Origin of the sequence: Komarekiella delphini-convector SJRDD-AB1, from assembly GCF_014831675.1 — a bacterium.
In the GTDB taxonomy this organism is placed as follows: Bacteria; Cyanobacteriota; Cyanobacteriia; order Cyanobacteriales; family Nostocaceae; genus Komarekiella.
Genome location: NZ_VJXY01000017.1, coordinates 125,060 through 145,883, shown reverse-complemented (window position 1 = coordinate 145,883; position 20,824 = coordinate 125,060). Strand labels below are relative to the sequence as shown.

Here is a 20,824-nt window from a genome sequence, read left to right as displayed (position 1 = left end):
ATTCCGTAATTTGGAATGCTCAATTTTGGTAAAATCTATTAAGACAATGTGAATTTAAATGGAAATTTATAGTTGATATTAAGCATGGAGATTTGCTTGTTCTTGCAACCACGGATCTACAGGTTGTCCATCCTTACGTCGTAATTCAATTTCTACTACCATCACTTCCTTTGAACCAGGAGGGGCAGGTTTTTGATGAAAAATCACATCATAATCTAGTGGATTATGATTCCGTTCTTTCAACCATTCATGTACCTTGGTTGTAGCAAACAATGATTGTCCTTGCCCAAACATTCGGGTAATTTGCATTTGTAGCGTGTAGGGATTTATGCGACTCATTTTCTACCGCCTTTTTAGAGTAGTTTTGATAGTGGGGTTGTATTGACTTGACATAATCTGATGTTAGTTTAAGAGTACGTAAGATGCTACTCCACATCAAAACAGATTTGCAACGGCTTTTTTACATTCATTTTGCAATACCAATACTGCGATCACAGCAAATCATGCTTCACTAAATTATTGTTATGTCTGCCGATAAGTCACTTAGCGTCTACACACCCTTATAGTGGCATTAAAGCAATGACGCCAAACTCCTCTTCTGTTATGAGGGTTCGGTAAACCTCATAATCCATAGTTATTGAGTAGCCGTCAAAGTTAATCTATCTCAAGGAAAAGCCGGAAAACTGGCTGAGTACGGTAAACTGCAATACAAAACCTATTAATTAACCGTTAAAATCAAAACTATAAAGCAAGTAGAGGAGCCACCAAGATGCAAGTTACATACAATTCTGATAAACGCAAATTGCTATCATCTCTGTGTCATGGAGCAATTTTCTTTAGTACAGCATTGTTTTCCATTGGGGTTCCAATTGTAATTAACTTAATGTCTGATGATCCAGTTGTTAAAAGTAATGCGAAAGAATCAATTAATTTTCACTTCAATGTTTGGTTCTGGGCAACTTTAATTGGTATTCCAATTGGTATTCTATCCTGGATTACTTTTGGTATTGGCGGACTTTTGTTCTTCCCCGTTATTGCTTTTGGCTTTGCACTGCACTGGGGACTGACAATTTGGGCATTGCTGCACTGTTTTAGCCAGCCAGATGTACCATTCCGTTATCCGTTTATTTTTCGACTGTTTTAATCACGCCAACTCAAAATTAAGTTCGTTTTTGGAAAAGGGATTTGAACAAATATCCCTTTTTTATTTATTATGATTATGCGATCGCTCAGGGTAATTATCTCTTAAGTAGGAAGGCATAATTAAAGATAAAATCTTAGCTCGTAGTGAGCGATTCATCGCTCAAAATAAGGATTATCAGGACTGATGGTTGTAATTGGTTTTAATTCAGCAATAGGCTTATCTGCTTGGACAATAACAAAGCTTTCACCTGCCTCAACTTGATTAAGATATTTCAAGGGATCTCGTTGGTTCTCATCAACTGTGACTCTCTGCATCTGAGTATTTCAGCGTAGTGGTATGGGGATAGTACATTACCTAACTTAATTGTAGTGCGATCGCACACTTCGGGGTAGTTTGGTTGAAGTGCCATTACACGGCTCGGAAATTGGCGTTGCTGAATGAGAATATGAAATTCCAAAATCAAGTATTCTTACCTCTTACTCTCTGCGACTCTGCGCCTCTGCGTGATACCAATTCATATTTATACTCAACAACGCCCGGAAATTGATGAGCATACCTGTGCTCTGTAGATTTGGTGAAGTAATCCAGATATGGTCTTTCCTTAGTTGCATTTAACAATCGTTTGCTCTATGTGGCTTATAAATTATTAACTGTAGTTCCGCATCCCATAAATGTAGTATATAATACCGTTAGAGTAAATACAATTACATTACCTAAGTAACAGTAAATTAGCATTTCAGTTCAGTATGGACGACTTTAAAATAGCTTTTCTTTCAAAACACTTGTTTGATAGTGATGCAATTCAAGGAGCTGTGTTAGTAACCGACAAAAATACTAAACCACTTGAATTTCGTGTTACTGAACCAATTCGTCCCACAAAATTTCAGAGGACGCTTTATGGAGAGATTCTGTATGATTATATCTTTGTAGAACTAATAGCGATCCCATTACTTGCAGCTTTGAAGGAAAAACCTAGTATTGTTCTAATCCAAGATGAAATTTTTTTGAGCATCAATAGCAAACAAGAAATTCCTGTGTTTCGGCTGCTTAAGGAAAATGAGGCAATGTTTAGTAAACAAATACGTACTGAGCAGATTACCTCTTCTCCAGGTTCAAAGTCTTTAACATTACGCATAACAACCACTAGTAAATTTGAGAGTCAATTAAATACTACAAAACTTAATTTGGAAGAAGTACATGCATCGAGGGACTTGCTAGAACCATTTAATCGGCTTCGTATTGCATGCGAACAAATAAATACTCAATCTCCAGAAGAGCAAGTTAAATAAATGATATTAGAAACTCTTGCTAAACAAACAATAAAATTATTTTCCAAGTTTACTATACCTCCTCAGCAAAAAAGTGAAAACTGGCAGCTACAATCTCCAAGTATTGAAGCTACTCTTTTTGAAATAACACCTCCATCCATATCAGATAATCTATGTTTAAAAATATCATCAACTGTAATCTCAGATAATTTACTACTTACTTTTCCAGAAATTTTTGACCCTTATCCCAATTTATGTTTGAATTTAGCAAATATAATTGATTCTGATTTTTTTGAGCATATCAATATTCCTAAAATATCAATATATGAGGATGCAGTTAAATTATTGCAGTCTTGTGTTTCTCAAAATTTATTTACTCCTCTTGAATCTCCAAGTATACAGGGTAGTACTTTTAATAGACAAATCCAAGCAAGTCAAAGTAAGTCTTTATCAATACCAAAAATCCGTAAGGCATCCTCTCAAGTAAGAGGTTTAAATGAATGGGATTTACTTTATCCATCACTATGCCCTCCTTTAGTTTTTGACTTTGATGAGATTGATTTTTTCCAACCCTTACGTAGCTATCAAGTAGAAGGTATTAATTTCTTACTTCAAAATCTCTCTGCTTTGCTTGCCGACGAAATGGGAACTGGAAAAACGGTTCAAACAGTAAATGCTTTGCGTATTCTTTTTAGACAAGGAAGAATACGTTGTGCTTTGATAATTTGTCCTTTGGCAGTTATTGGTAGTGCTTATTTGAGTGAAGAAACTGGAAAATCAGAAGGGTGGGATGGTCATTTTTACAATTGGGCACAAGAACTTTTAGTTACGGTTCTCAGAGATAATCGCGAACAGCGTAAAATTGATTGGGAAACACCTGCTCACATTTATATTACGACTTATGATACTCTCCGCAATGATTTGAGAGATGACATACTAAAAGGAACTAATTTAAGGAAATTTGATTGCGTCATTATAGATGAAGCTCAAAAAATCAAAAATAGAAGTTCCAAGGTATCACAAGCTATTCGCAAATTGTTACCTAAATACCGTTGGGCTTTAACTGGCACACCGATTGAAAACAGTATTGAGGACATAATCTCAATTTTTGAATTTGTTAAACCAGGGCTTTTCAAAACAAGAGCTGATGATTTAGCACAGCAAGTTAAAAGCACGATAGCACCGTATATGCTTCGCCGTTTAAAGCGAGATGTCTTAAAAGACTTACCTGAAAAGATTCATCAAGAAGACTGGTTAGAACTTAATGATCATCAAAAAGACGAGTATGAAAAAGCATTAAATGCTGGTCGCAGTCAACTTTCAACGTCTATCCAAACTGAAAGTGATTCTCAAGTGAGAAACCATATTTTTGCACTGATTAATAAGCTAAAGCAAATCTGTAACTTTGCTCATGGCAAGTCAACTAGTCCGAAAACTGATCTTTTAATTGAGTACATTGAAACAATAGCTGCAAATGGTGAAAAAGTTTTGATTTTTTCTCAGTATGTACCAGAAGGAATTGACAAGCTGGAGAAACTTTTACAAAAAAAGGGAATTGGCTTTGTTTTATATAAAGGTGGAATGTCTGAACAGCAAAAAAGTCAATCAGTAAGTGATTTTAGAAACAGGTCAGACATTTGTGTATTTATCGGTACATTTAAGGCTGTTGGCTTTGGGTTAACCCTAACTGAAGCATCTTATGTAATACATTTTGATCATTGGTGGAATCCGGCTGTAATGCAGCAGGCAGAAGATAGAGCACACAGAATTGGACAAGCAAATAAATTAACTATTTATAGTTTTTGGATGCGAGACACTATAGAAGAAAATATAAAGAAAAAGCTATATGATAAACGTTCTCTTATTGAAAAAGTAATCGATCCTTTAGCGGAAGAAGTTTTCGATAATATGGTGACTACTGAAGAGTGGCTGGATATGCTCGGAGTCAAAGCAAAACCTAAGTATTCAACAGTAAAAGATGAAAATTTACCTTCTTTATCGCAGTCGAATACTGAATATCAAGAGGCAAGAATCAACTTTATAGAACCTCTAATAGATTTTGCAATCATTACGGCTATTGAGATTGAACGCAAGGCTGTATGCGAAGCTTTTCAAATGACAGCAGAACATCGAGTCAAAAAAGGATCGCGTGTATACTGGCGTAACCGTATTGAACTTCAAAACGGTGATTTTTATGAAATCGTAGTTGCACAGTTGCCTGATATGTCTAATGTTGAAGCAGCACTAATGGCATCAGACATTATTACTAAGTGGGAACCACAAGCTATGTTGATGGTGGGTATAGCAGGAGCAGCACGCCAAAATCAGCACTTAGGTGATTTAATTATTGCCAGGGACATTTACTACTATGAGCGAGGAAAAGAAACACCACAAGGCAGACTGCCAGAACCCATTATGTACAGAGCCGATGCTACATTATGGAGCCGAGTTACTTCCATTTCTGAATGGAATAATTCAATATCAGTAGCTAGACCAGATAAAACTGAAGATCGTCCCAAAATTTATTACGACGCTATCGCTTCTGGCGAAAGAGTAATTGCTGATGCATTAATGCGTGATGAAATAGCTAATAGGCATCGTAAAATTATGGCATTTGAAATGGAAGGTTATGGTGTTAGTGCAGCTGCTTGGCAGAGTTCTAATAAAGTTAAGCACTTAGTTATCAGAGCAATTTGCGATTTTGCAGACTCCAGTAAAAATAGTGAGTGGCATCCCTATGCTGCCTCAGTTGCCGCAGGTTATACTAAACATTTCCTTCTAGACCGACCTCTTGAACCAAGAAATATAAACCGTTAGCTTTTTAATTTTTAGTTTATTTGTAGATTCTTCACTTTGGCTGCCAGGAACATACTATGAGTGACGATAAACCACAAATGTTAGAAGTTTATCTTCAGGAATATGAAAAACTCAAGGATGAGCAAACGCAACGCATTGGCTTCCGCGACAATCTGCTTTATGTCACACTTGGGGTATTTGGTGCAGTTATATCTTTCGCAGTTTCTAATAAAGCTAACTATTATGCACTTCTCGTTATCCCTTGGGTTTGTCTAATCCTTGGTTGGAATTATCTCGTTAATGATGAAAAAATTACTTCTATTGGTAAATATATCCGTCTAACTTTGGTTGAAAAAATCAAGGAACAGACTGGTAATAATGACATTGAGTCTATTTTTGGTTGGGAAATTGCCCATAGAAACGACCAGCGACGCAAACGACGCAAAATAGCGCAGCTAATTATTGACCAAATCACATTTGTATTTTCTGGAATAGTTGGATTAATAGCGTTTTGGGTTTTAGTACCACAACCCCTTGGAATTACTCAAGTCCTTTGTTGGATTGAACTAGGGCTATTAATAGTTTTGGGTGTAGAAATTGTAATTTATGCCGATTTAGTAAAGGGAAGATGATTTTCAATTATTCAACAGTGCTGTAGATAACAACAACGTAAGAGTGTTATCGAGAAGGGAGAAAAGCCAGCCATAAATTTCTCCCTTTCGTTCAACCAGAAGATGGTTAATCTAAACCAGACTTTAACTCACTTCGCGCTTGTTCCAAAGCTTCTGGTAATTTACTTGCGTCGCGTCCGCCGGCTTGGGCTAAGTTTGGGCGTCCACCACCGCCGCCACCGCAGATTTTCGCTACAGCACCGACAAATTTCCCAGCTTGTAAGCCTTTTTTGTTGACTTCTGGACTGAAAGCTGCAACTAAGCTAACTTTCCCAGCTTCGGGAACGGAACCCAATACCACTGCACCGTTACCGAGTTTTTGCAACAAGCGTTCGGCTGCGGTTTTCAAGGATTCCGCGTCAACTTCTTCTAAATGGGCGACGATAATTTTATAATCACCTACAGATTCGGCTGTTTGTAGCAAGCTATCAGATTTAGCGATCGCTAACTGTCCTTTCAAGGTTTCTAGTTGCTTTTCGGTTGTTCTGAGTTCGTTTTGCAGACTTGTAATTCTATCTGGTAGTTCTTCGGGTTTAACTTTAAAGCGATCGCTTAAATCCTTCACTACTTTATCTCGAACGTTGAGATAATCGAGTATCGCTGGCCCCGAAACAGCTTCAATACGCCGTACTCCAGAAGCTACACCAGCTTCCGAAATAATTTTGAAGATGCCAATCTCAGCGGTATTACTAACATGAGTTCCACCGCACAGTTCCATTGATACGCTGGGGAAGTCAATTACACGCACTTCTTCGCCATATTTTTCGCCAAACATGGCGACAGCACCCCTAGCTTTGGCTTCTGCTAAAGGTAATATTTCTACTTTTGCAGCATGTGCTTCAGTTATCCAAGTGTTAACCTGTTCCTCAATTTGTTGAACTTCGTCTGGTGTCAAAGCACGCGGACAGTTGAAGTCAAAGCGCAACCTATCAAAAGATACCAACGAACCTGCTTGCGATATCCCATCATCGACAATTTTTTTCAACGCTGCTTGCAGTAGGTGAGTTGCAGTATGGTTAGCTTGGAGACGACGCCGACAAGCAAAATCAATTTGGGCAGTGACGGTATCGCCTACGCAGAGTGTACCGCGTTCGATACGTCCGAAGTGAACGAAGAAATCAGATTCTTTTTTCACGTCTTCAACACGAATTAAGATCCCATCACCGGAGATATAACCGCGATCGCCGATTTGTCCGCCCGATTCAGCATAAAATGGCGTTTGATCAAGAACAAGTTGTATTTCTGTTCCGGCTTCTGCTTCTTCTTGGAATACACCTTCTACTAATATCGCTTCGACTCTCGCCGTCGCTACTGGTTGGGTATATCCGATAAATTCGGTGGCTTGGATGTGTTCTGCTAGCTTGTCGAGGGAACCTTGCACAGTTAAATCGATGGTTTCATGTGCTGCTTTTGCACGTTCCACCTGCTTTTGCATTTCTACATCAAATCCGGCTTCATCAACTGTGAGATTATTTTCCTCAGCGATTTCTTGAGTGAGTTCGAGGGGGAAGCCGTAGGTATCGTAGAGAGTAAAAGCACTCTCACCGTTAATTTGGGTTTTTCCTTGCTGCTTCACCTCTTGGATGATTTCTTCTAGCAGTTTTTCGCCTCTGTCGAGAGTTTTGAGAAAATTGGATTCTTCCCGTTGCAGTTCAGCTTTAATTGCTGCTTCCCGTTGCCGCACGTTGGGGTAAGCTGATTCGCAAAGAGCGATCGCAGTTTCAGCAACTTGGGTAGTAAACTCCCCAGCAATACCAATTAGTCGCCCATGACGCACTACACGCCGAATTAACCGCCGCAGTACATAACCCCGTCCCACGTTGGAGGCGCGGATTTCATCGGCTATCATGTGGACGACGGCACGAATGTGATCACCAATGACTTTTAAAGAAACTTTGGTTTTCTCGTCGCTACTGTGGTAGTCAATACCAGCAATTTTCCCTGCTGTTTGAATAATTGGGAAAATTAAGTCAGTTTCGTAATTATTGGGGACTTTTTGGAGGATTTGCGCCATTCTCTCCAAACCCATGCCGGTGTCAATGTTCTTGTTTTGCAACGGTGTTAAGTTGCCTGAATTATCCCGGTTATATTGCATGAAGACGAGGTTGTAGAACTCGATAAACCGGGAATCATCTTCTAAATCAATGTTGTCGTCACCGCGTTCCGGGTGAAAGTCGTAATATATCTCTGAACAAGGGCCACAAGGCCCTGTAGGGCCTGATGCCCAAAAGTTATCGTCTGCGCCCATGCGCTTGATTCTAGCTGTTGGTACACCAATTTGATCGCGCCAAATTGCAAAGGCTTCATCATCTTCTTCAAAAACGCTGACGACGAGATTTTGAGGTGAGAAGCCAAAGACTTTTGTGGAAATTTCCCAACCCCAAGCGATCGCTTGTTCTTTAAAATAATCACCAAAGCTGAAGTTACCCAGCATCTCAAAAAACGTCTGATGCCGTTTGGTGCGTCCGACATTCTCGATGTCGTTGGTGCGGATACACTTTTGGGAAGTGGTAGCCCGCTTAAATTCTGGTGTACGCTGTCCTAGGAATATCGGCTTAAATGGTAGCATCCCCGCGATCGTCAGCAGCACGGTAGGATCTTCTGGCACGAGAGAGGCACTTGGGAGAATTTGGTGTTCTCTTTGGGCAAAGAAGTCAAGAAATAGGTTGCGAATTTCGTTACCGCTGAGTTTCTGGGGGTTTGAAGACATGGGTGGACTGAAGTATTAAGTATGAAGTGTGAAGTGTGAAGTATGAAGCAGTTGGTTATTTTCTCGTACTTTATCCTTTAGCTTTTATGCTTCACCCTTTCTATAACTTTATATATTTTCGCATTTTGTTTCATGTTGCTGCTAGGTAACTTTGCCAATTGGTGAGTTATGTACGGTGATTGTGATGTTTAATCCCAATTACCTAACTCTAGCGGGATGAGCGATCGCGTTTTAATCAGTATATTAATCCTTAAGAAATAATTTAGAATACACGTACCAAGGTAACAAATGGCACTAAAACTGAAAGTATCGAATATTACTTGTGAAAAATGTGCAGATACAATTACTGAATCGATTCACGTAATGGAACCTGATGCCAAGGTGAATGTTGATGTCAACGATAAAACTGTCACAGTCGAATCAGCCGCTTCTGAAGAGTCAATTAAACAGGTAATTGTTGCTGCTGGTTACACAGTTGAAGGTTATTAATCTAATTTTTAGCAAAAGTTTAGATCAATAGCGAATTGAACCAAAAAATTCTTTCCTTTTTTTCGCTTTTTAAATGAGCGGACTGACATTCATCCCCTCGTCTGAGGGGAATTTTTCAAATTATGTTTTTTACTTAATAAAAATGATGTGAGTAAGTAAATTAATACAAAAAATTACAACAATAAAAACTTTTTATTTCTAAATATATATATATATACTACATTAGACTTTTTGCAAAAGTCTAAAATCCTCATACATTTTTGTTACTGTCATGTCGTTATACACATATTTTAACTACTATTCAAGTTCTGGGCTGCATAGCAGAATGTAAGTTAAAACTGATGATTTTACAGTGTTTCCAACAATAGCTAAAGTCTTTTAAAGAAGACTGGATTATAGTTTTAGTGCACAAAGCATAGAGTTGAGTTATTAGCGTGTAAACTTCTTTCTGGGCGGGATAGCAACGAAGCGAGAGATTGAAAAATGAATTATTAAGTGCCAATTTTTAGATATTATATTTCTCTCCACAACGAATAAATGCGATTTTGGTAAACAATCTAACTATCTACTAGATCCTATTTAAATCCGCTAAAAATTAACATAATTATAGTCAATAATACAATATCTCGGATTTCGCAATTGAATGGAAAATTTAGTAAATTCTTAAAGTTTATATTCAGGTTAAAGAAAGTTTTTTCTTGCCTGAAATTGTGAGTAGCTAAAAATCTTGATTCTGCAATTATCTCAAATAACTAACACCTGGAAATTACAGTAATACTTTTATGTTGAAGAAGAATATTCAGTATTTATACCGTTTGAAAAAAAATACTGTAAAGATGACATTAGGTATCATCAGTTGCAGTCCTACTGACTATAGTCAAGATAAAGTCTTAAGAGGAGATTAAAAGTGCGATATTATTGCGGATTTAGCATTAATATGGTCAAATACCAGGAATATACCCTAGTCAAAAATTCCAGAATTTTTTTTATTATTAGCAAGAATAGCGGCAAGTTTTACTAGGTTAATCATCTTGAAGTCAAAATAGAATAAAAGCAAACAATGAATATTTCTATTCTGGTCTTTGGAAGTAATAACTTTCTTACTACACTTCCAGATCAGATCTGTTATACAAGCGCTTTTAGTGTAGAAGTTATTACCAATTTAGATCAAGCAATATCGCGCATTCAAATTACCCCGCCTGATGTAATACTTGTGCAGGCTAGCTTGGATGGCAGTATGGAACTGTGTTGTTGGCTTAAAGATCAGACAAAGCTATCTTGGATATACTGTATTCTCTTTGAGGATCGTCCTCAGCAGCTTGCTGATAGAAATATGTATGGTTGGCAGAGAGAGTTAGAAATGACTGCTGCTGCATTAAAACAAGGAGCAGATGCTTATATTTGGCAGCTTCACGAAAATAAAATAGACTCTAAGGCATCGACTACCAACCATCAACTAATACTAGCCCAATTGACAGTTGGCTTGCGGAAAGCACAAAAATACCGCGATTTGATGCGGACAAATGATTTGTTGTCAGCGATCGCCTTGGCTGATTCATTAACAGAAATGAATAATCGCCGTGCTTTGGAATGGGACTTACCCAGGCAAATTAAAAAATCTAGGACTCAGCGAGAATCGATGAGTTTGATTATTTTGGATGTGGATTATTTCAAGAAAGTCAATGATACTTATGGGCATTTAATTGGCGATCGCCTCTTGCAATTGCTGTGTACTCGGCTGCGACACAATTTACGTTTTCAAGACACTGCATTTCGCTATGGTGGCGAAGAATTCGTGATTCTTTTGGCTCACACTACAGGTGAAGAAGCATTAGGTGTAGCACGTCGTCTCAACCGCATAGTTAGCGAGCAGCCATTTGCACTCAATAATAAACTCACTATTAATATTACGATTAGCCTGGGCACAGCCAGTCTGGAAGCAGAGGATGACGATCAAGGAGAAAGTCTACTGTATCGTGCCGATCAATGCCTGTTGCAGGCTAAAGCTGCGGGACGTAACCGGGCGATTGGTTGGGAGTACTCATCCCATGTCTCACATCTAAAAGCTGTTTCTTCTTAATAGCACCATTACTCAGCACTCTCGATCGCACTTTGACAATCTGCTACTGAAGCGCGTTGTTGCATAGCCTTGACTAAGGCTTGGTAACTAGACCAGTTTTCTTGCAGTAAGTTTTTTGCCTGAAGGGCATGAAACCGCTGTTTCTGCTGACAAATAAATTCAGAAAAGCCCAAAACTGTCAATACACCTGCTAGCTTATTTTTGTCATCACCTCCACCTTCAGCATTGTCAAAAACTAGAGTTTCAGCAGCAATACCCGCCATCCAAATAGTGCAGTAGCGATCCAGCATTTGGGCGCTGATTTTTCCCATTTCCAAGTGAGTTGCTAATTCTGCATCATCAAAAGTAACGCCCCCTTGCCCAACTTGCCCTTGCTTCCAAGCTTCCCACGCGCTGAGTGTGTAGTTGGTAACAGGAATATCCAATAGGTAAGCAACAAGAAAATGTCCTGCTTCGTGATGGACAATGCGATCGCGGTGTTCAGGAGAAAAACCTGCAATCCAATCTAAAAAGATCGTACCTCCCTTACCTTGCAAGCCAAAACTATCTAACGTGGCTATACCCAAAATGGTGAAGGTAGCAAGTGCTGGTACTGTAGGCGACAAGTTAAATAACGGCCCCAGTAGGGTAGAAAGGGTTATGAGAAAGATAGATATTGCAACTAAATTTAGGGCAGTTTGGCTCATGCGGAGTTTTCTGAGTGCAGCTTAATCTTTCTTCATTATGAAGCGAAATTAGCTACGAGGGAATGTGATCAAACAATATTGTGGCATTACAGTTGCGATCGTCATGAGCTGGCACTGCCATAACTCGACAAGACATAATCGGCAATCCCAATTGACGCAGAGTGCTCAGTGCAGATTTAGTAGAACAATTTAAAAATTTTTCCTTTGTTCTTTCCAACGGTACAAGACTTATGTCAAACAGTAATGCAAAAATCAAATAATTATAAATGCTGAAACTCCTAGCCACTCAGAAGCATAACCGTAAAGTAACTAGTCTTTGTAGCATTCCAGCATAGTTCTAGAAAGAAACTAACGCGTTTAAAACAAATGGAGATGCCTACATGAAAATAACAACGGAAAACACATTCGGCTCAGGCATGACTGATGAAGATTGGTTTAACTTAGGAAAATCTGATGCCTGGGCAGGAAAACCTAAAGCGCCACCAGAACAAAATTCTCAAGCTGCTAGTATGTACGAACTGGGTTACTGCGAGGGAGAAATTAAATGTCCGCCAACTGAAATTAGTCAGTACCCTACAGCAGAACTCCGACAAAATACAACCGATAGTTGAGGCAGATTGCAAAAATTATTTGCTCTCCTTGCATAAATCCTTGAGAAAACTTCGATAACTCTTGAGAAGACGTTGCTTTAGTTTGTTTAGCATGGCTAAGCAGATCTGAAAGCAGGCTTGAGTTAAATAGAAGGGAAGAGGAAAGCGGTAAACATGGCGCAACCAGAAGAACTATTGAGAAAAGCTAATTTTAAACCTCCTAAAGTAGGAGCGCCTGATAATCGTCAAGGAGGAGCAACGCGTCTAGTAAGAGTACCTGATAAAAAATTGGGATAGGGTTATTGTGTGAGTTTAAAGGTCAAATTTGATAGATTCTAGTCTGTCCAGAACTGAGAGCTTGAATCAAAATCCGCATTCCAAGAGTGGGTGCGGTTGTTAATTCAGACATCAATATTTATCTGTTCTATTTGTCTAGCAGCTTTGTCCCAAAGCTTTGCTGAAGTCTCATCTTTCCAATGAGTTCTAAGATTTTCGGCTTTTTTGTGGCATATTCGCTCTAACATCTCTAGGACTGCGGCTAATGTCAACTTATCAACGAATGCTTCTAAACTATCCATATATTCTTTTGTCATAGCCAACCTCCTTGACTGCTGCTTAGGTCTTGTAACTGCAAATTTAGATTGCGATCGCCCTTAACAATCACAATAATTACAAAACTTGAGAAATTTGTGAGTTCACTTTTCCTGAACCAATAAAACTGACTTCACAGGTCGCTTGATGGTATTTCCCTCCAAATCAACTTTCCCATAAAAGGTCTTACCGTTGTAATAGAGCGAAGACGAACTTCCCCCATCTAGGTTCATCGCTTTTTGAGCACCAAGAGTTTTCATCAAATCTGCCAGTGCTGGTAAGGATATCCCATTAGCAGCAGCGTTTGGTTTTTGAGCCACCATTACTAAAATCAGACTGCCATCACGAGTAATACCTACAGCTGTTCTGGCGTTGGGTTGCTTGCTGCCAAGTGCATCTCTTCCATTAGCATTATCTACAAAGCCCTCTTTTACTAAGGTGAGTTCTGGTAACAGGCGTGGCCCTGCACCTATGGCGTCAACTAACTGACAACCTGCTGGCGCTAACTCATTATGCAGGGCAATATCATAACGGACACTCTGTCCACATAAATAGCGTCGCAATTCTGTGCGATTGAAAATCTGACTCAAGTAAGGTTTTAAGTTGGGATTATTCACCAGGCGCTCGTTTTCTTTGGGGTCGGCCACCACTTGACCAGAAATGACAACATAGGACGTAGATTTTCGGTTAGCTGGGTCAAAAAATCCTGCATTTAAGATCGCGATCGCTTGATGCTTCTGAGCAAATTCCTCTACAGTATTTACCGAGGGTGATAATGCAGGAGTTACCAAAAATCGGCTATTAGCTGGAATCACAAGGATGTGAGCGATACTTTGGGGCAAGGTGCGCTTAAGGTAGCGGATGGTTTTTTGTGGTGAAGGCTTAACAGTTGGTATAACGGAAGATACAGACGGTAAATAGGAACGTAAAACAAGCCACATCCCCAAACTAAATAGTGTCATCAGTAGCCAGATTTTTCTCACTTCTTCCACCCAAAATCCTCTTTGGTTATGTCCACCTCACAAACCCCTTACACAAGCAATGTCCATCACTCAGATAAATGGCAACAGCGGATAGCGCAAGTAGCATATCGCTTCAATCAACAATATCAAAATCAATCCTTTGAACTACCAACAGAAGTGCAGGCGATGCCAATATTCCGGGAATGGATAACTGGTATATTAGCAGGGAAAATTGTTTCTCCTTTCTGGGAAATTGCTCAACCTCAAAAAAACCAACACTGTTTAGATATTGGCTGCGGTGTCAGCTTTTTGATCTACCCTTGGCGGGATTGGCAAGCATTTTTTTATGGGCAAGAAGTCAGTAACGTAGCAAGAGATACTCTCAATTCTCGTGGTTCGCAGTTAAACTCCAAGCTGTACAAAGGTGTTGCGTTGGGCGCAGCACATCACTTAAATTATCCGTTAGATCAGTTTGACTTAGCGATCGCCACAGGATTTAGCTGCTATTTTCCCCTAGAATACTGGAATGCTGTGTTAGTCGAAGTCAAACGAGTATTGAAACCAGGTGGACAATTTGTGTTTGATATCCTCAATCCAGAACAGCCTTTAGCAGAAGATTGGGCAGTTCTAGAAACTTATTTGGGTGCTGAGGTATTTCTAGAGCCGGTGGCTGAGTGGGAAAAAATGATTAAAGCTGTTGGTGCTAAGGTTGTGGCGCAGCAATCAGGAGAATTATTCGATTTGTACAAGGTGCGGTTTTGAGCTTGCGGTCTTTAATCGATTAAAACCTTAAGTAATACATCAGTTGGGCGATTGCATCACCAGGAAGTTCCAGTCGTCGCTGGAAATCAACCAGATTCCGGTAAGGCCCAGCTGATAAACGATTTTGCACTACTGCTTGCGCCAGAGACAAATCTATAAATGGAACTTGTGCTAGCTTCTCAACTGTTGCTGTATTCGGGTTTACTAAATGCGTAGAATTAGTGAGAGATTCGTCATCGTAGTAACTAAAATTTAACAGTACCTTTAATGGCTCTAGTCGCAGTAATGGCATACTCAAAGCCGCAGCAATATCTTCAATACAGTAAAATTTAACACCTGAACGCGAAAGTTCCACAAGCGATCGGGCTTGATGAATTGACAAACCAGGTAAGCGCAACCAATCATCTACAGTTGCTTGATTAGCATCAATACGGATACCCAATACTGCCGCTATCTGAATTTCTTCCCCAGATTGTAGCCGATAGTACGGATCATTGAGCAGCTTAGCACGGAGCTTTTGCAACTTGGGGTTTAAAGGTAGCCAGTTGTTCATGATTGTCGCTTGTATCAAGAAATCTGGTCTAGCAGCTGACGGCGTTTTTGCTCAAATTCGTACTCTGAAATTAGTCCATCCTGACGCAGAGCATCTAACTCACGCAAGGCGTTAGCCACCACTCCTACCTGATTACTCGCTTGCTGTGAGTTCCTGGCTGCTGACTTACCCAGATTAAAATTACGGTCAAAAGCTTCTTCGTCTTGAGCTAAATACCAAACCCCCTCAATAGCACTAGCTACCTTGGGGATTGGCGTCCAAGAAAGCAAAACATACAACAGACCCCAAAGCGGCTGTCCCAAATAAAATTTATGTAACCCTGAAATTGTCAGCGTCCCAGAGAGAGCTAAAATAGCGGCGATGCTTCGGCTTTTGCGCTTAGTTAACATATTCTCAATAAATCTACTACTACCACAGTTCCTAAGACAGCTATAGTAGCAAAGCACTTTAATAAATTAAGCATTACAGAATTCTAAGTTACCAGTAAGCATACAAATCTATCCTAATTATTTAAATTGTAAGGCAGCTTCGATTGATCATAACGGGTATGTTGAACTGCTACCACACAATGCTATGGAGAACTAAACTTAAGAGTGGGTGGGGTAGTTAACTCTAGTTTTACCTTAAAAGTCAAGTCCGCAAATACTTTTACGGCACACTCACTGTTTCAAGTAAATTTGAGTAAGTTTAACATCACATACATTGAGCTTTGATGCTAACTTTGATTTTTTAACGGCTGATATTACTGCAATGTCACAGACTTTCTTACCACCAAAATGGCTTGAACAGCTTTTTGATCCCTACGCTGTGCTAGGAATTTCTGTGACTGCTGATGAACGTCAGATTCTCAAACGCTATCACACTTTAGCAAAGCTGCTACATCCCGATCGCCATACCGCAAGCCATAATCCAGACCAAGAATTAGCAACGGCAATATTTAGCCATTTGATCAATCCAGCTTACGAGCAACTCAAGCACACACAAAAGCGTTTTAGTACCATAGCCACACTGCGTTTAGAAGCAAAATGCTGGAAGCAAAAGCAAACCACATCTTCTCAAAGTCTCCTAGCTCAGGAACTTATGGAAATGTCTGCACTGGAAGCAGAGTTTTTTTATGAAGAGGCGATCGCTTCCTATGCAAAAGCTCAATATAAATCAATCCGCCAATTTTATCAGGTAACTCAGCAGATCAGTATACTCAATTTACTTTACTTAGGATTGCACAAGCATGACCTAGTTTTGCCGCAAGAACCTAACCCAATCATTCTTGAGATGCAAGTCAAGCCAGTTGAATTGGCATTATGTGAAAAAACTAATGTCAAGCCAGTTTTGAAAAACTACGCTCAACGTCATTACCAGCGAGGTATTCAGTATGTCAGACTAGCCAACTGGGCACTTGCTGTGCAAGAACTGCGTGATGCTATTAAATTAGAGCCAAATAACAGCGACTATCATGCTTTATTAGGGTTGGTACATCTCCAACAGAAATTTCCAGGGATGGCGAGGGTTTATATCCGTCAAGCCTTAAAACTTAACCCACAACATTCACTAGCTTTAAAATACGCTCCCAAACTCAAAATCAAACCAGGTGAAAACGCTAATCCTCAATCAATGGCCAAAGCAATGAGTATTGCGGCTTTATTAAGTTGGTTTAGCGAGGGAAAACGCTCTCAAGTCAAGTGTTGAAATTTCGGTAAAAAACCGTACTAAAACCGAAGCTTGTTCATTTTAGTAGTCCCCTAGACTAAAATAAAAGTATAGGCAAAACTGTTAAGCTACTGAGTATTATGCCTCAGTTTAATATTAGTAATATGGGATTCTTCGATTCTGAGATAGTTCAGCAAGAGGCAAAACAGCTGTTTGAAGATTATCAAGCGCTGATCACACTTGGCAACAACTACGGCAAATTTGACCGCGAGGGCAAAAAGCTGTTTATTGAGCAAATGGAAGCCATGATGGATCGGTATCGCGTTTTTATGAAGCGCTTCGAGCTGTCAGAAGATTTTATGGCACAAATGACTGTACAGCAACTCAAAACTCAGCTAGGTCAGTTTGGTGTCACTCCACAACAAATGTTTGACCAAATGAACTTTACCTTACAACGGATGAAATCAGAGTTAGAAGCACAGTCCTAAAGGGGACTAGGGAATAGGGACTAGGGAAATTATTCTCTAATACCTAATACCTAATCACCAATACTGTTAATTCGACTTAGGACGAGGAAACTTGGAAGGTGGCTTGAAATTTTCTGCTGGTACGTTCTTGAGTGCCTTTTGCATAAAATCACGCCAGACGGGAGCAACCATACCACCACCTGTCGCACCACTAGCTAATTGTTTGTTGTCGTCTCTCCCCACCCAGACAGCAGTTGTTAACTGTGGCACAGTCCCAACAAACCAAATATCTTTTTCTGAAGAAGTTGTTCCCGTCTTGCCTGCGGCTGGGCGACCTATGGCGGCACCTTTACCTGTACCATCAGTCATTACTGTTCGCATCACATCGATAATAGCTGCCGATGCCCAAGGATCGAGAACTAACTGAGGTTTGGGCGTGTTATCTAGCAACACGTTGCCACTACTATCGGTGACACGGACAATTACCGTTGGTGGCGACTGCCAGCCATAATTGGCAAAGGTAGCATAAGCACTAGCCATTTCTAGAGGCGTGACGCCAATTGCACCTAGGGGTAAAGAAGTCACGGGTTCCATCGGACTCATAATTCCTAAAGTGCGGCAGGTTTCTATTACTTTATTCATCCCCACACTCTTGCCAATCTTAATCACAGGGATATTGCGTGACACTGATAGAGCTTGGCGAATTGACATAGAGCCACTAAAGCCACCATCATAGTTTTTCGGATAGTACCAACCGTCACCATCTCGATAGCTAACTGGAGCATCTACCACTGTTGTGTCTGGCGCAAATTTACCAGTGGCAAAAGCAGCATAGTAAACAAAAGGTTTGAAAGCAGATCCCGGTTGGCGCTGAGCTTGGGTTGCTCGATTGAATTCACTGGTTTTAGAATCGACGCCACCCACTAATGCTTTAATAAAATGCGTGCGCGGATCAATCGCCACTAAGGCTATTTGATTCTTAGATAAGCCTTGACCTAAGAGTGACTTGTGCCACTTGCTGACAGTTTGCTCCGCCATTTGTTGGAAATCGGCATCAACAGTTGTTTGCACCCGCATTCCGCCTTTAAGCAGTGCATCGCGCCCAAACTTCTTAGCCAACTCCTGCGCCACCGCATTCGTTACATAAGGTAGAGCACTACCTTGAAAAGACTTAATTTTACCAAGTTTGATTTCTTGCTTAAGAGCATTATCGTACTCTTGCTGGTTGATCCAATTCAATTCCAGCATTCGTCCCAGAACTTCTTTTTGTTTCTGTTTTGCCAGCTTCATACTCACAAACGGGCTAAATTCTTCTGGCGCTTGGATCAAACCCGCCATCATTGCTGACTCGCCCAAGTTTAAATATTCTGCTGACTTGTTAAAGTAACTACGCGCCGCTGTTTGTACACCATAATTGTTATGACCCCAATAAACTTGATTGAGGTACATTTCCAAAATTTGGTCTTTGCTGAGAATTTGCTCTAGACGAATTGCCAGCACCCCCTCCGCAATCTTCCGGGTAAAGGCACGCTTGCGAGTCAAAAACAGGTTTTTCACCAACTGCATGGTGACAGTTGAGCCACCTTCTCTGACTCCACCTGCTGCCCAGTTAACTACCACAGCCCGTCCAACGCCGACGGGATTAATACCGTGGTGATCGTAGAAGTGACTATCTTCGCTTGCTAATACTGCCCGTTTTAAATTTGGAGAAATTCTATCCAGGGATGCGACTTCTCGATTGGCTTCCCCGTGAATGCTCGTTAATAGTTTGCCCTTAACGTCATAGATGTAAGTCGTTTCTGACGGAAAGAAGTTACGTAGTTGTCTGACATCTGGCAAATTACGGAAACTAACTGCTAAACCAACTAGTCCTCCGGCTACAATGGAACTTGCCAGCATGGTAATTGATAGGAGAGTACCGCCAGTTACCTGACCTACTCCTTTCAAAAACTCAAAACCAGATGAAGCCCGGCGTTGTGGCTGCTTATCTTCAAAAGTCCTAGACGAAGACACGGCTATTACACTTCCTCACTTGTAAATATAACTGTAATTCATTCGGCGAAGCAAGGCGGTTAATTTTTTGCAATTATAGTAATTTGGCAGATGAGAGAGTGGATAAATTGCTAGTGAATATAACTAACCTAACTTCTAGAGTGCAAAGCATAGCTAATAATGAATCTCCTAGTATGGCGCAAAATTTTGCTTGGCTACGTCGTGGTGTAGTGGAAGTCTTTCCTCAACCAGCTGATGCTGACAGTGAAAGTGAAAGTTTAGAAAAGCGCTTGCTAACTACAAATCAACCCTTAAGGGTCAAATACGGCATTGATCCTACAGGTGCCGACATTCATTTCGGTCATAGCATACCAATGCGGAAACTGCGAGCGTTTCAAGATGCAGGTCATACAGCGGTTCTAATTATTGGCGATTTTACAGCGCGTATTGGTGATCCGACTGGTAAATCTGAGGTGCGCCGTCAGCTTACAGAAGCAGACGTAGCCCAAAATGCTCAGACTTATTTTGACCAATTGCGACCTATCTTGGATTTTGACACACCAGGAAGGTTAGAGGTGCGTTATAACTCCGAATGGCTCTCCCAGCTTGATTTAGGGAAAATTTTAGAGTTACTTTCCACGATGACGGTGGGGCAGATGTTAGCCAAGGAAGGATTTGCAGAACGCTATAGAAAAGAGAATCCAATTTTTATCCATGAGTTCCTGTACCCGTTGATGCAGGGTTTTGATTCTGTCGCGGTTGAGGCAGATGTGGAATTAGGAGGGACTGATCAAAAGTTTAACATTGCTGTAGGTAGAGATTTGCAACGCCATTTTGGTCAAAAGCCTCAGTTTGGGATGCTGTTGCCAATTTTGATTGGTACGGATGGAGAGCAAAAAATGTCTAAGTCTCTAGGTAATTATATTGCCTTGTCGGAACATCCGGCCCAAAAGTATCAGAAGTTACAAGGAGTCCCCGATCATCGGTTGGAGCAGTATTTTGAACTGTTGACAGATTTACCTTTAGATAAACTGCCAGAAAATCCCCGCGATCGCCAAACACTTTTAGCATGGGAAGTTGTTAGGCAGTACGATGGCGAACAAGCAGCTAATGAGGCGAAAGAAGCAGCAAAAAGCGGCGGTAAAGAAGGTGCTGTCCCAGAATTTTCTTTAGCTGGCGTGCCATATCCGGTTAAGTTAGCTTATATTCTCAATGTTAGTGGCTTGTGCAAAAGTACGGGTGAAGGAAAGCGAAAAATTCAAGAGGGTGGGGTGCGTCTAGATGGCGATCGCATTACTGATGTTGATACTAATTTCGCTTCTCCCGCTGAGTTACAAGGCAAAGTCTTACAAGTCGGTAAAAATAAATTTGTGCGTTTAGTGCCTTGAATGGGGAATGGGGAATGGGGAATTAATA

General features: G+C 40.4%; 21 protein-coding genes. 12 read left to right on the top strand and 9 right to left on the bottom strand.

The window, feature by feature from the left end:
- Positions 1-78 precede the first annotated feature (78 nt).
- Positions 79-339: a hypothetical protein gene (locus FNW02_RS17185; protein WP_191758721.1), complete on the bottom strand. Its 261-nt coding sequence runs from the start codon at positions 337-339 to the stop codon at positions 79-81.
- A 430-nt stretch (positions 340-769) separates the two neighbouring features.
- Between FNW02_RS17185 and FNW02_RS17180 the strand changes: the two genes are divergently transcribed.
- Entirely contained in the window at positions 770-1,144 is a 375-nt protein-coding gene (locus tag FNW02_RS17180) for a DUF4870 domain-containing protein (protein WP_191758720.1), read from the top strand.
- A 152-nt stretch (positions 1,145-1,296) separates the two neighbouring features.
- On the opposite strand, the gene FNW02_RS17175 is transcribed toward FNW02_RS17180, so the two are convergent.
- Positions 1,297-1,458 carry a type II toxin-antitoxin system Phd/YefM family antitoxin gene (locus FNW02_RS17175; protein WP_191758719.1) on the bottom strand — a complete coding sequence of 54 codons (162 nt, stop codon included), beginning with the start codon at positions 1,456-1,458 and terminating at the stop codon, positions 1,297-1,299.
- 432 nt (positions 1,459-1,890) lie between these two features.
- Between FNW02_RS17175 and FNW02_RS17170 the strand changes: the two genes are divergently transcribed.
- Genes FNW02_RS17170 through FNW02_RS17160 form a run of 3 tightly spaced genes read left to right on the top strand, consistent with a single transcriptional unit; the run spans position 1,891 to position 5,840 of the window.
- Entirely contained in the window at positions 1,891-2,433 is a 543-nt protein-coding gene (locus tag FNW02_RS17170; protein ID WP_191758718.1) for a hypothetical protein, read from the top strand.
- Positions 2,434-5,229 (top strand): SNF2-related protein, encoded by a 2,796-nt coding sequence (locus FNW02_RS17165; protein WP_191758717.1) that lies wholly within the window; start codon positions 2,434-2,436, stop codon positions 5,227-5,229.
- A gap of 56 nt (positions 5,230-5,285) precedes the next feature.
- Positions 5,286-5,840 (top strand): hypothetical protein, encoded by a 555-nt coding sequence (locus FNW02_RS17160; protein WP_191758716.1) that lies wholly within the window; start codon positions 5,286-5,288, stop codon positions 5,838-5,840.
- A 106-nt stretch (positions 5,841-5,946) separates the two neighbouring features.
- On the opposite strand, the gene alaS is transcribed toward FNW02_RS17160, so the two are convergent.
- On the bottom strand, positions 5,947-8,589 hold the full coding sequence (gene alaS / locus FNW02_RS17155; RefSeq protein WP_191758715.1) for an alanine--tRNA ligase: 2,643 nt from the start codon (positions 8,587-8,589) through the stop codon (positions 5,947-5,949).
- Between the two features lie 288 nt (positions 8,590-8,877).
- On the opposite strand from alaS, the gene FNW02_RS17150 reads away from it, so the two are divergent.
- Together FNW02_RS17150 and FNW02_RS17145 are read left to right on the top strand one after the other, a co-directional pair.
- Positions 8,878-9,078, top strand: coding sequence for a heavy-metal-associated domain-containing protein (locus tag FNW02_RS17150; protein WP_191758714.1), 201 nt, complete (start codon positions 8,878-8,880; stop codon positions 9,076-9,078).
- Between the two features lie 1,060 nt (positions 9,079-10,138).
- A complete protein-coding gene (locus FNW02_RS17145; RefSeq protein ID WP_191758713.1) occupies positions 10,139-11,158 on the top strand; it encodes a GGDEF domain-containing protein in 1,020 nt (339 codons plus the stop codon).
- Between the two features lie 8 nt (positions 11,159-11,166).
- On the opposite strand, the gene FNW02_RS17140 is transcribed toward FNW02_RS17145, so the two are convergent.
- The gene (locus tag FNW02_RS17140) at positions 11,167-11,844 is read right to left on the bottom strand and encodes a M41 family metallopeptidase (protein ID WP_191758712.1); all 678 of its coding nucleotides are present in this window, start codon (positions 11,842-11,844) and stop codon (positions 11,167-11,169) included.
- A gap of 380 nt (positions 11,845-12,224) precedes the next feature.
- Between FNW02_RS17140 and FNW02_RS17135 the strand changes: the two genes are divergently transcribed.
- Both FNW02_RS17135 and FNW02_RS39595 read left to right on the top strand, forming a co-directional pair.
- Positions 12,225-12,455, top strand: a complete 231-nt coding sequence (locus FNW02_RS17135; protein ID WP_191758711.1) for a hypothetical protein — start codon at positions 12,225-12,227, stop codon at positions 12,453-12,455.
- Between the two features lie 153 nt (positions 12,456-12,608).
- Positions 12,609-12,731 carry a hypothetical protein gene (locus FNW02_RS39595; RefSeq protein WP_263627790.1) on the top strand — a complete coding sequence of 41 codons (123 nt, stop codon included), beginning with the start codon at positions 12,609-12,611 and terminating at the stop codon, positions 12,729-12,731.
- A 104-nt stretch (positions 12,732-12,835) separates the two neighbouring features.
- Here FNW02_RS39595 and FNW02_RS17130 read toward each other — a convergent pair whose 3' ends face one another.
- Both FNW02_RS17130 and FNW02_RS17125 read right to left on the bottom strand, forming a co-directional pair.
- Complete coding sequence (locus tag FNW02_RS17130) at positions 12,836-13,027, bottom strand: hypothetical protein (RefSeq protein ID WP_191758710.1); 192 nt, start codon at positions 13,025-13,027, stop codon at positions 12,836-12,838.
- Positions 13,028-13,129: 102 nt separating this feature from the next.
- The gene (locus FNW02_RS17125) at positions 13,130-14,017 is read right to left on the bottom strand and encodes a phosphodiester glycosidase family protein (RefSeq protein ID WP_348535409.1); all 888 of its coding nucleotides are present in this window, start codon (positions 14,015-14,017) and stop codon (positions 13,130-13,132) included.
- 18 nt (positions 14,018-14,035) lie between these two features.
- On the opposite strand from FNW02_RS17125, the gene FNW02_RS17120 reads away from it, so the two are divergent.
- Positions 14,036-14,749 carry a class I SAM-dependent methyltransferase gene (locus FNW02_RS17120; RefSeq protein ID WP_191758709.1) on the top strand — a complete coding sequence of 238 codons (714 nt, stop codon included), beginning with the start codon at positions 14,036-14,038 and terminating at the stop codon, positions 14,747-14,749.
- Positions 14,750-14,768: 19 nt separating this feature from the next.
- Here the strand turns inward: FNW02_RS17120 and FNW02_RS17115 are convergent, their stop codons facing one another.
- Positions 14,769-15,302 carry a helix-hairpin-helix domain-containing protein gene (locus FNW02_RS17115; protein ID WP_191758708.1) on the bottom strand — a complete coding sequence of 178 codons (534 nt, stop codon included), beginning with the start codon at positions 15,300-15,302 and terminating at the stop codon, positions 14,769-14,771.
- A 14-nt stretch (positions 15,303-15,316) separates the two neighbouring features.
- Positions 15,317-15,691: an NINE protein gene (locus FNW02_RS17110; RefSeq protein ID WP_191758707.1), complete on the bottom strand. Its 375-nt coding sequence runs from the start codon at positions 15,689-15,691 to the stop codon at positions 15,317-15,319.
- A gap of 361 nt (positions 15,692-16,052) precedes the next feature.
- Between FNW02_RS17110 and FNW02_RS17105 the strand changes: the two genes are divergently transcribed.
- A complete protein-coding gene (locus FNW02_RS17105; protein WP_191758706.1) occupies positions 16,053-16,988 on the top strand; it encodes a J domain-containing protein in 936 nt (311 codons plus the stop codon).
- Between the two features lie 125 nt (positions 16,989-17,113).
- Positions 17,114-17,437 (top strand): DUF1825 family protein, encoded by a 324-nt coding sequence (locus tag FNW02_RS17100; RefSeq protein WP_191758743.1) that lies wholly within the window; start codon positions 17,114-17,116, stop codon positions 17,435-17,437.
- A gap of 66 nt (positions 17,438-17,503) precedes the next feature.
- Here the strand turns inward: FNW02_RS17100 and FNW02_RS17095 are convergent, their stop codons facing one another.
- On the bottom strand, positions 17,504-19,429 hold the full coding sequence (locus FNW02_RS17095) for a PBP1A family penicillin-binding protein (protein WP_191758705.1): 1,926 nt from the start codon (positions 19,427-19,429) through the stop codon (positions 17,504-17,506).
- A 173-nt stretch (positions 19,430-19,602) separates the two neighbouring features.
- Here FNW02_RS17095 and tyrS point away from each other — a divergent pair, with 173 nt between their 5' ends.
- Positions 19,603-20,796 carry a tyrosine--tRNA ligase gene (gene tyrS, locus FNW02_RS17090; RefSeq protein ID WP_191758742.1) on the top strand — a complete coding sequence of 398 codons (1,194 nt, stop codon included), beginning with the start codon at positions 19,603-19,605 and terminating at the stop codon, positions 20,794-20,796.
- Positions 20,797-20,824 lie beyond the last annotated feature (28 nt).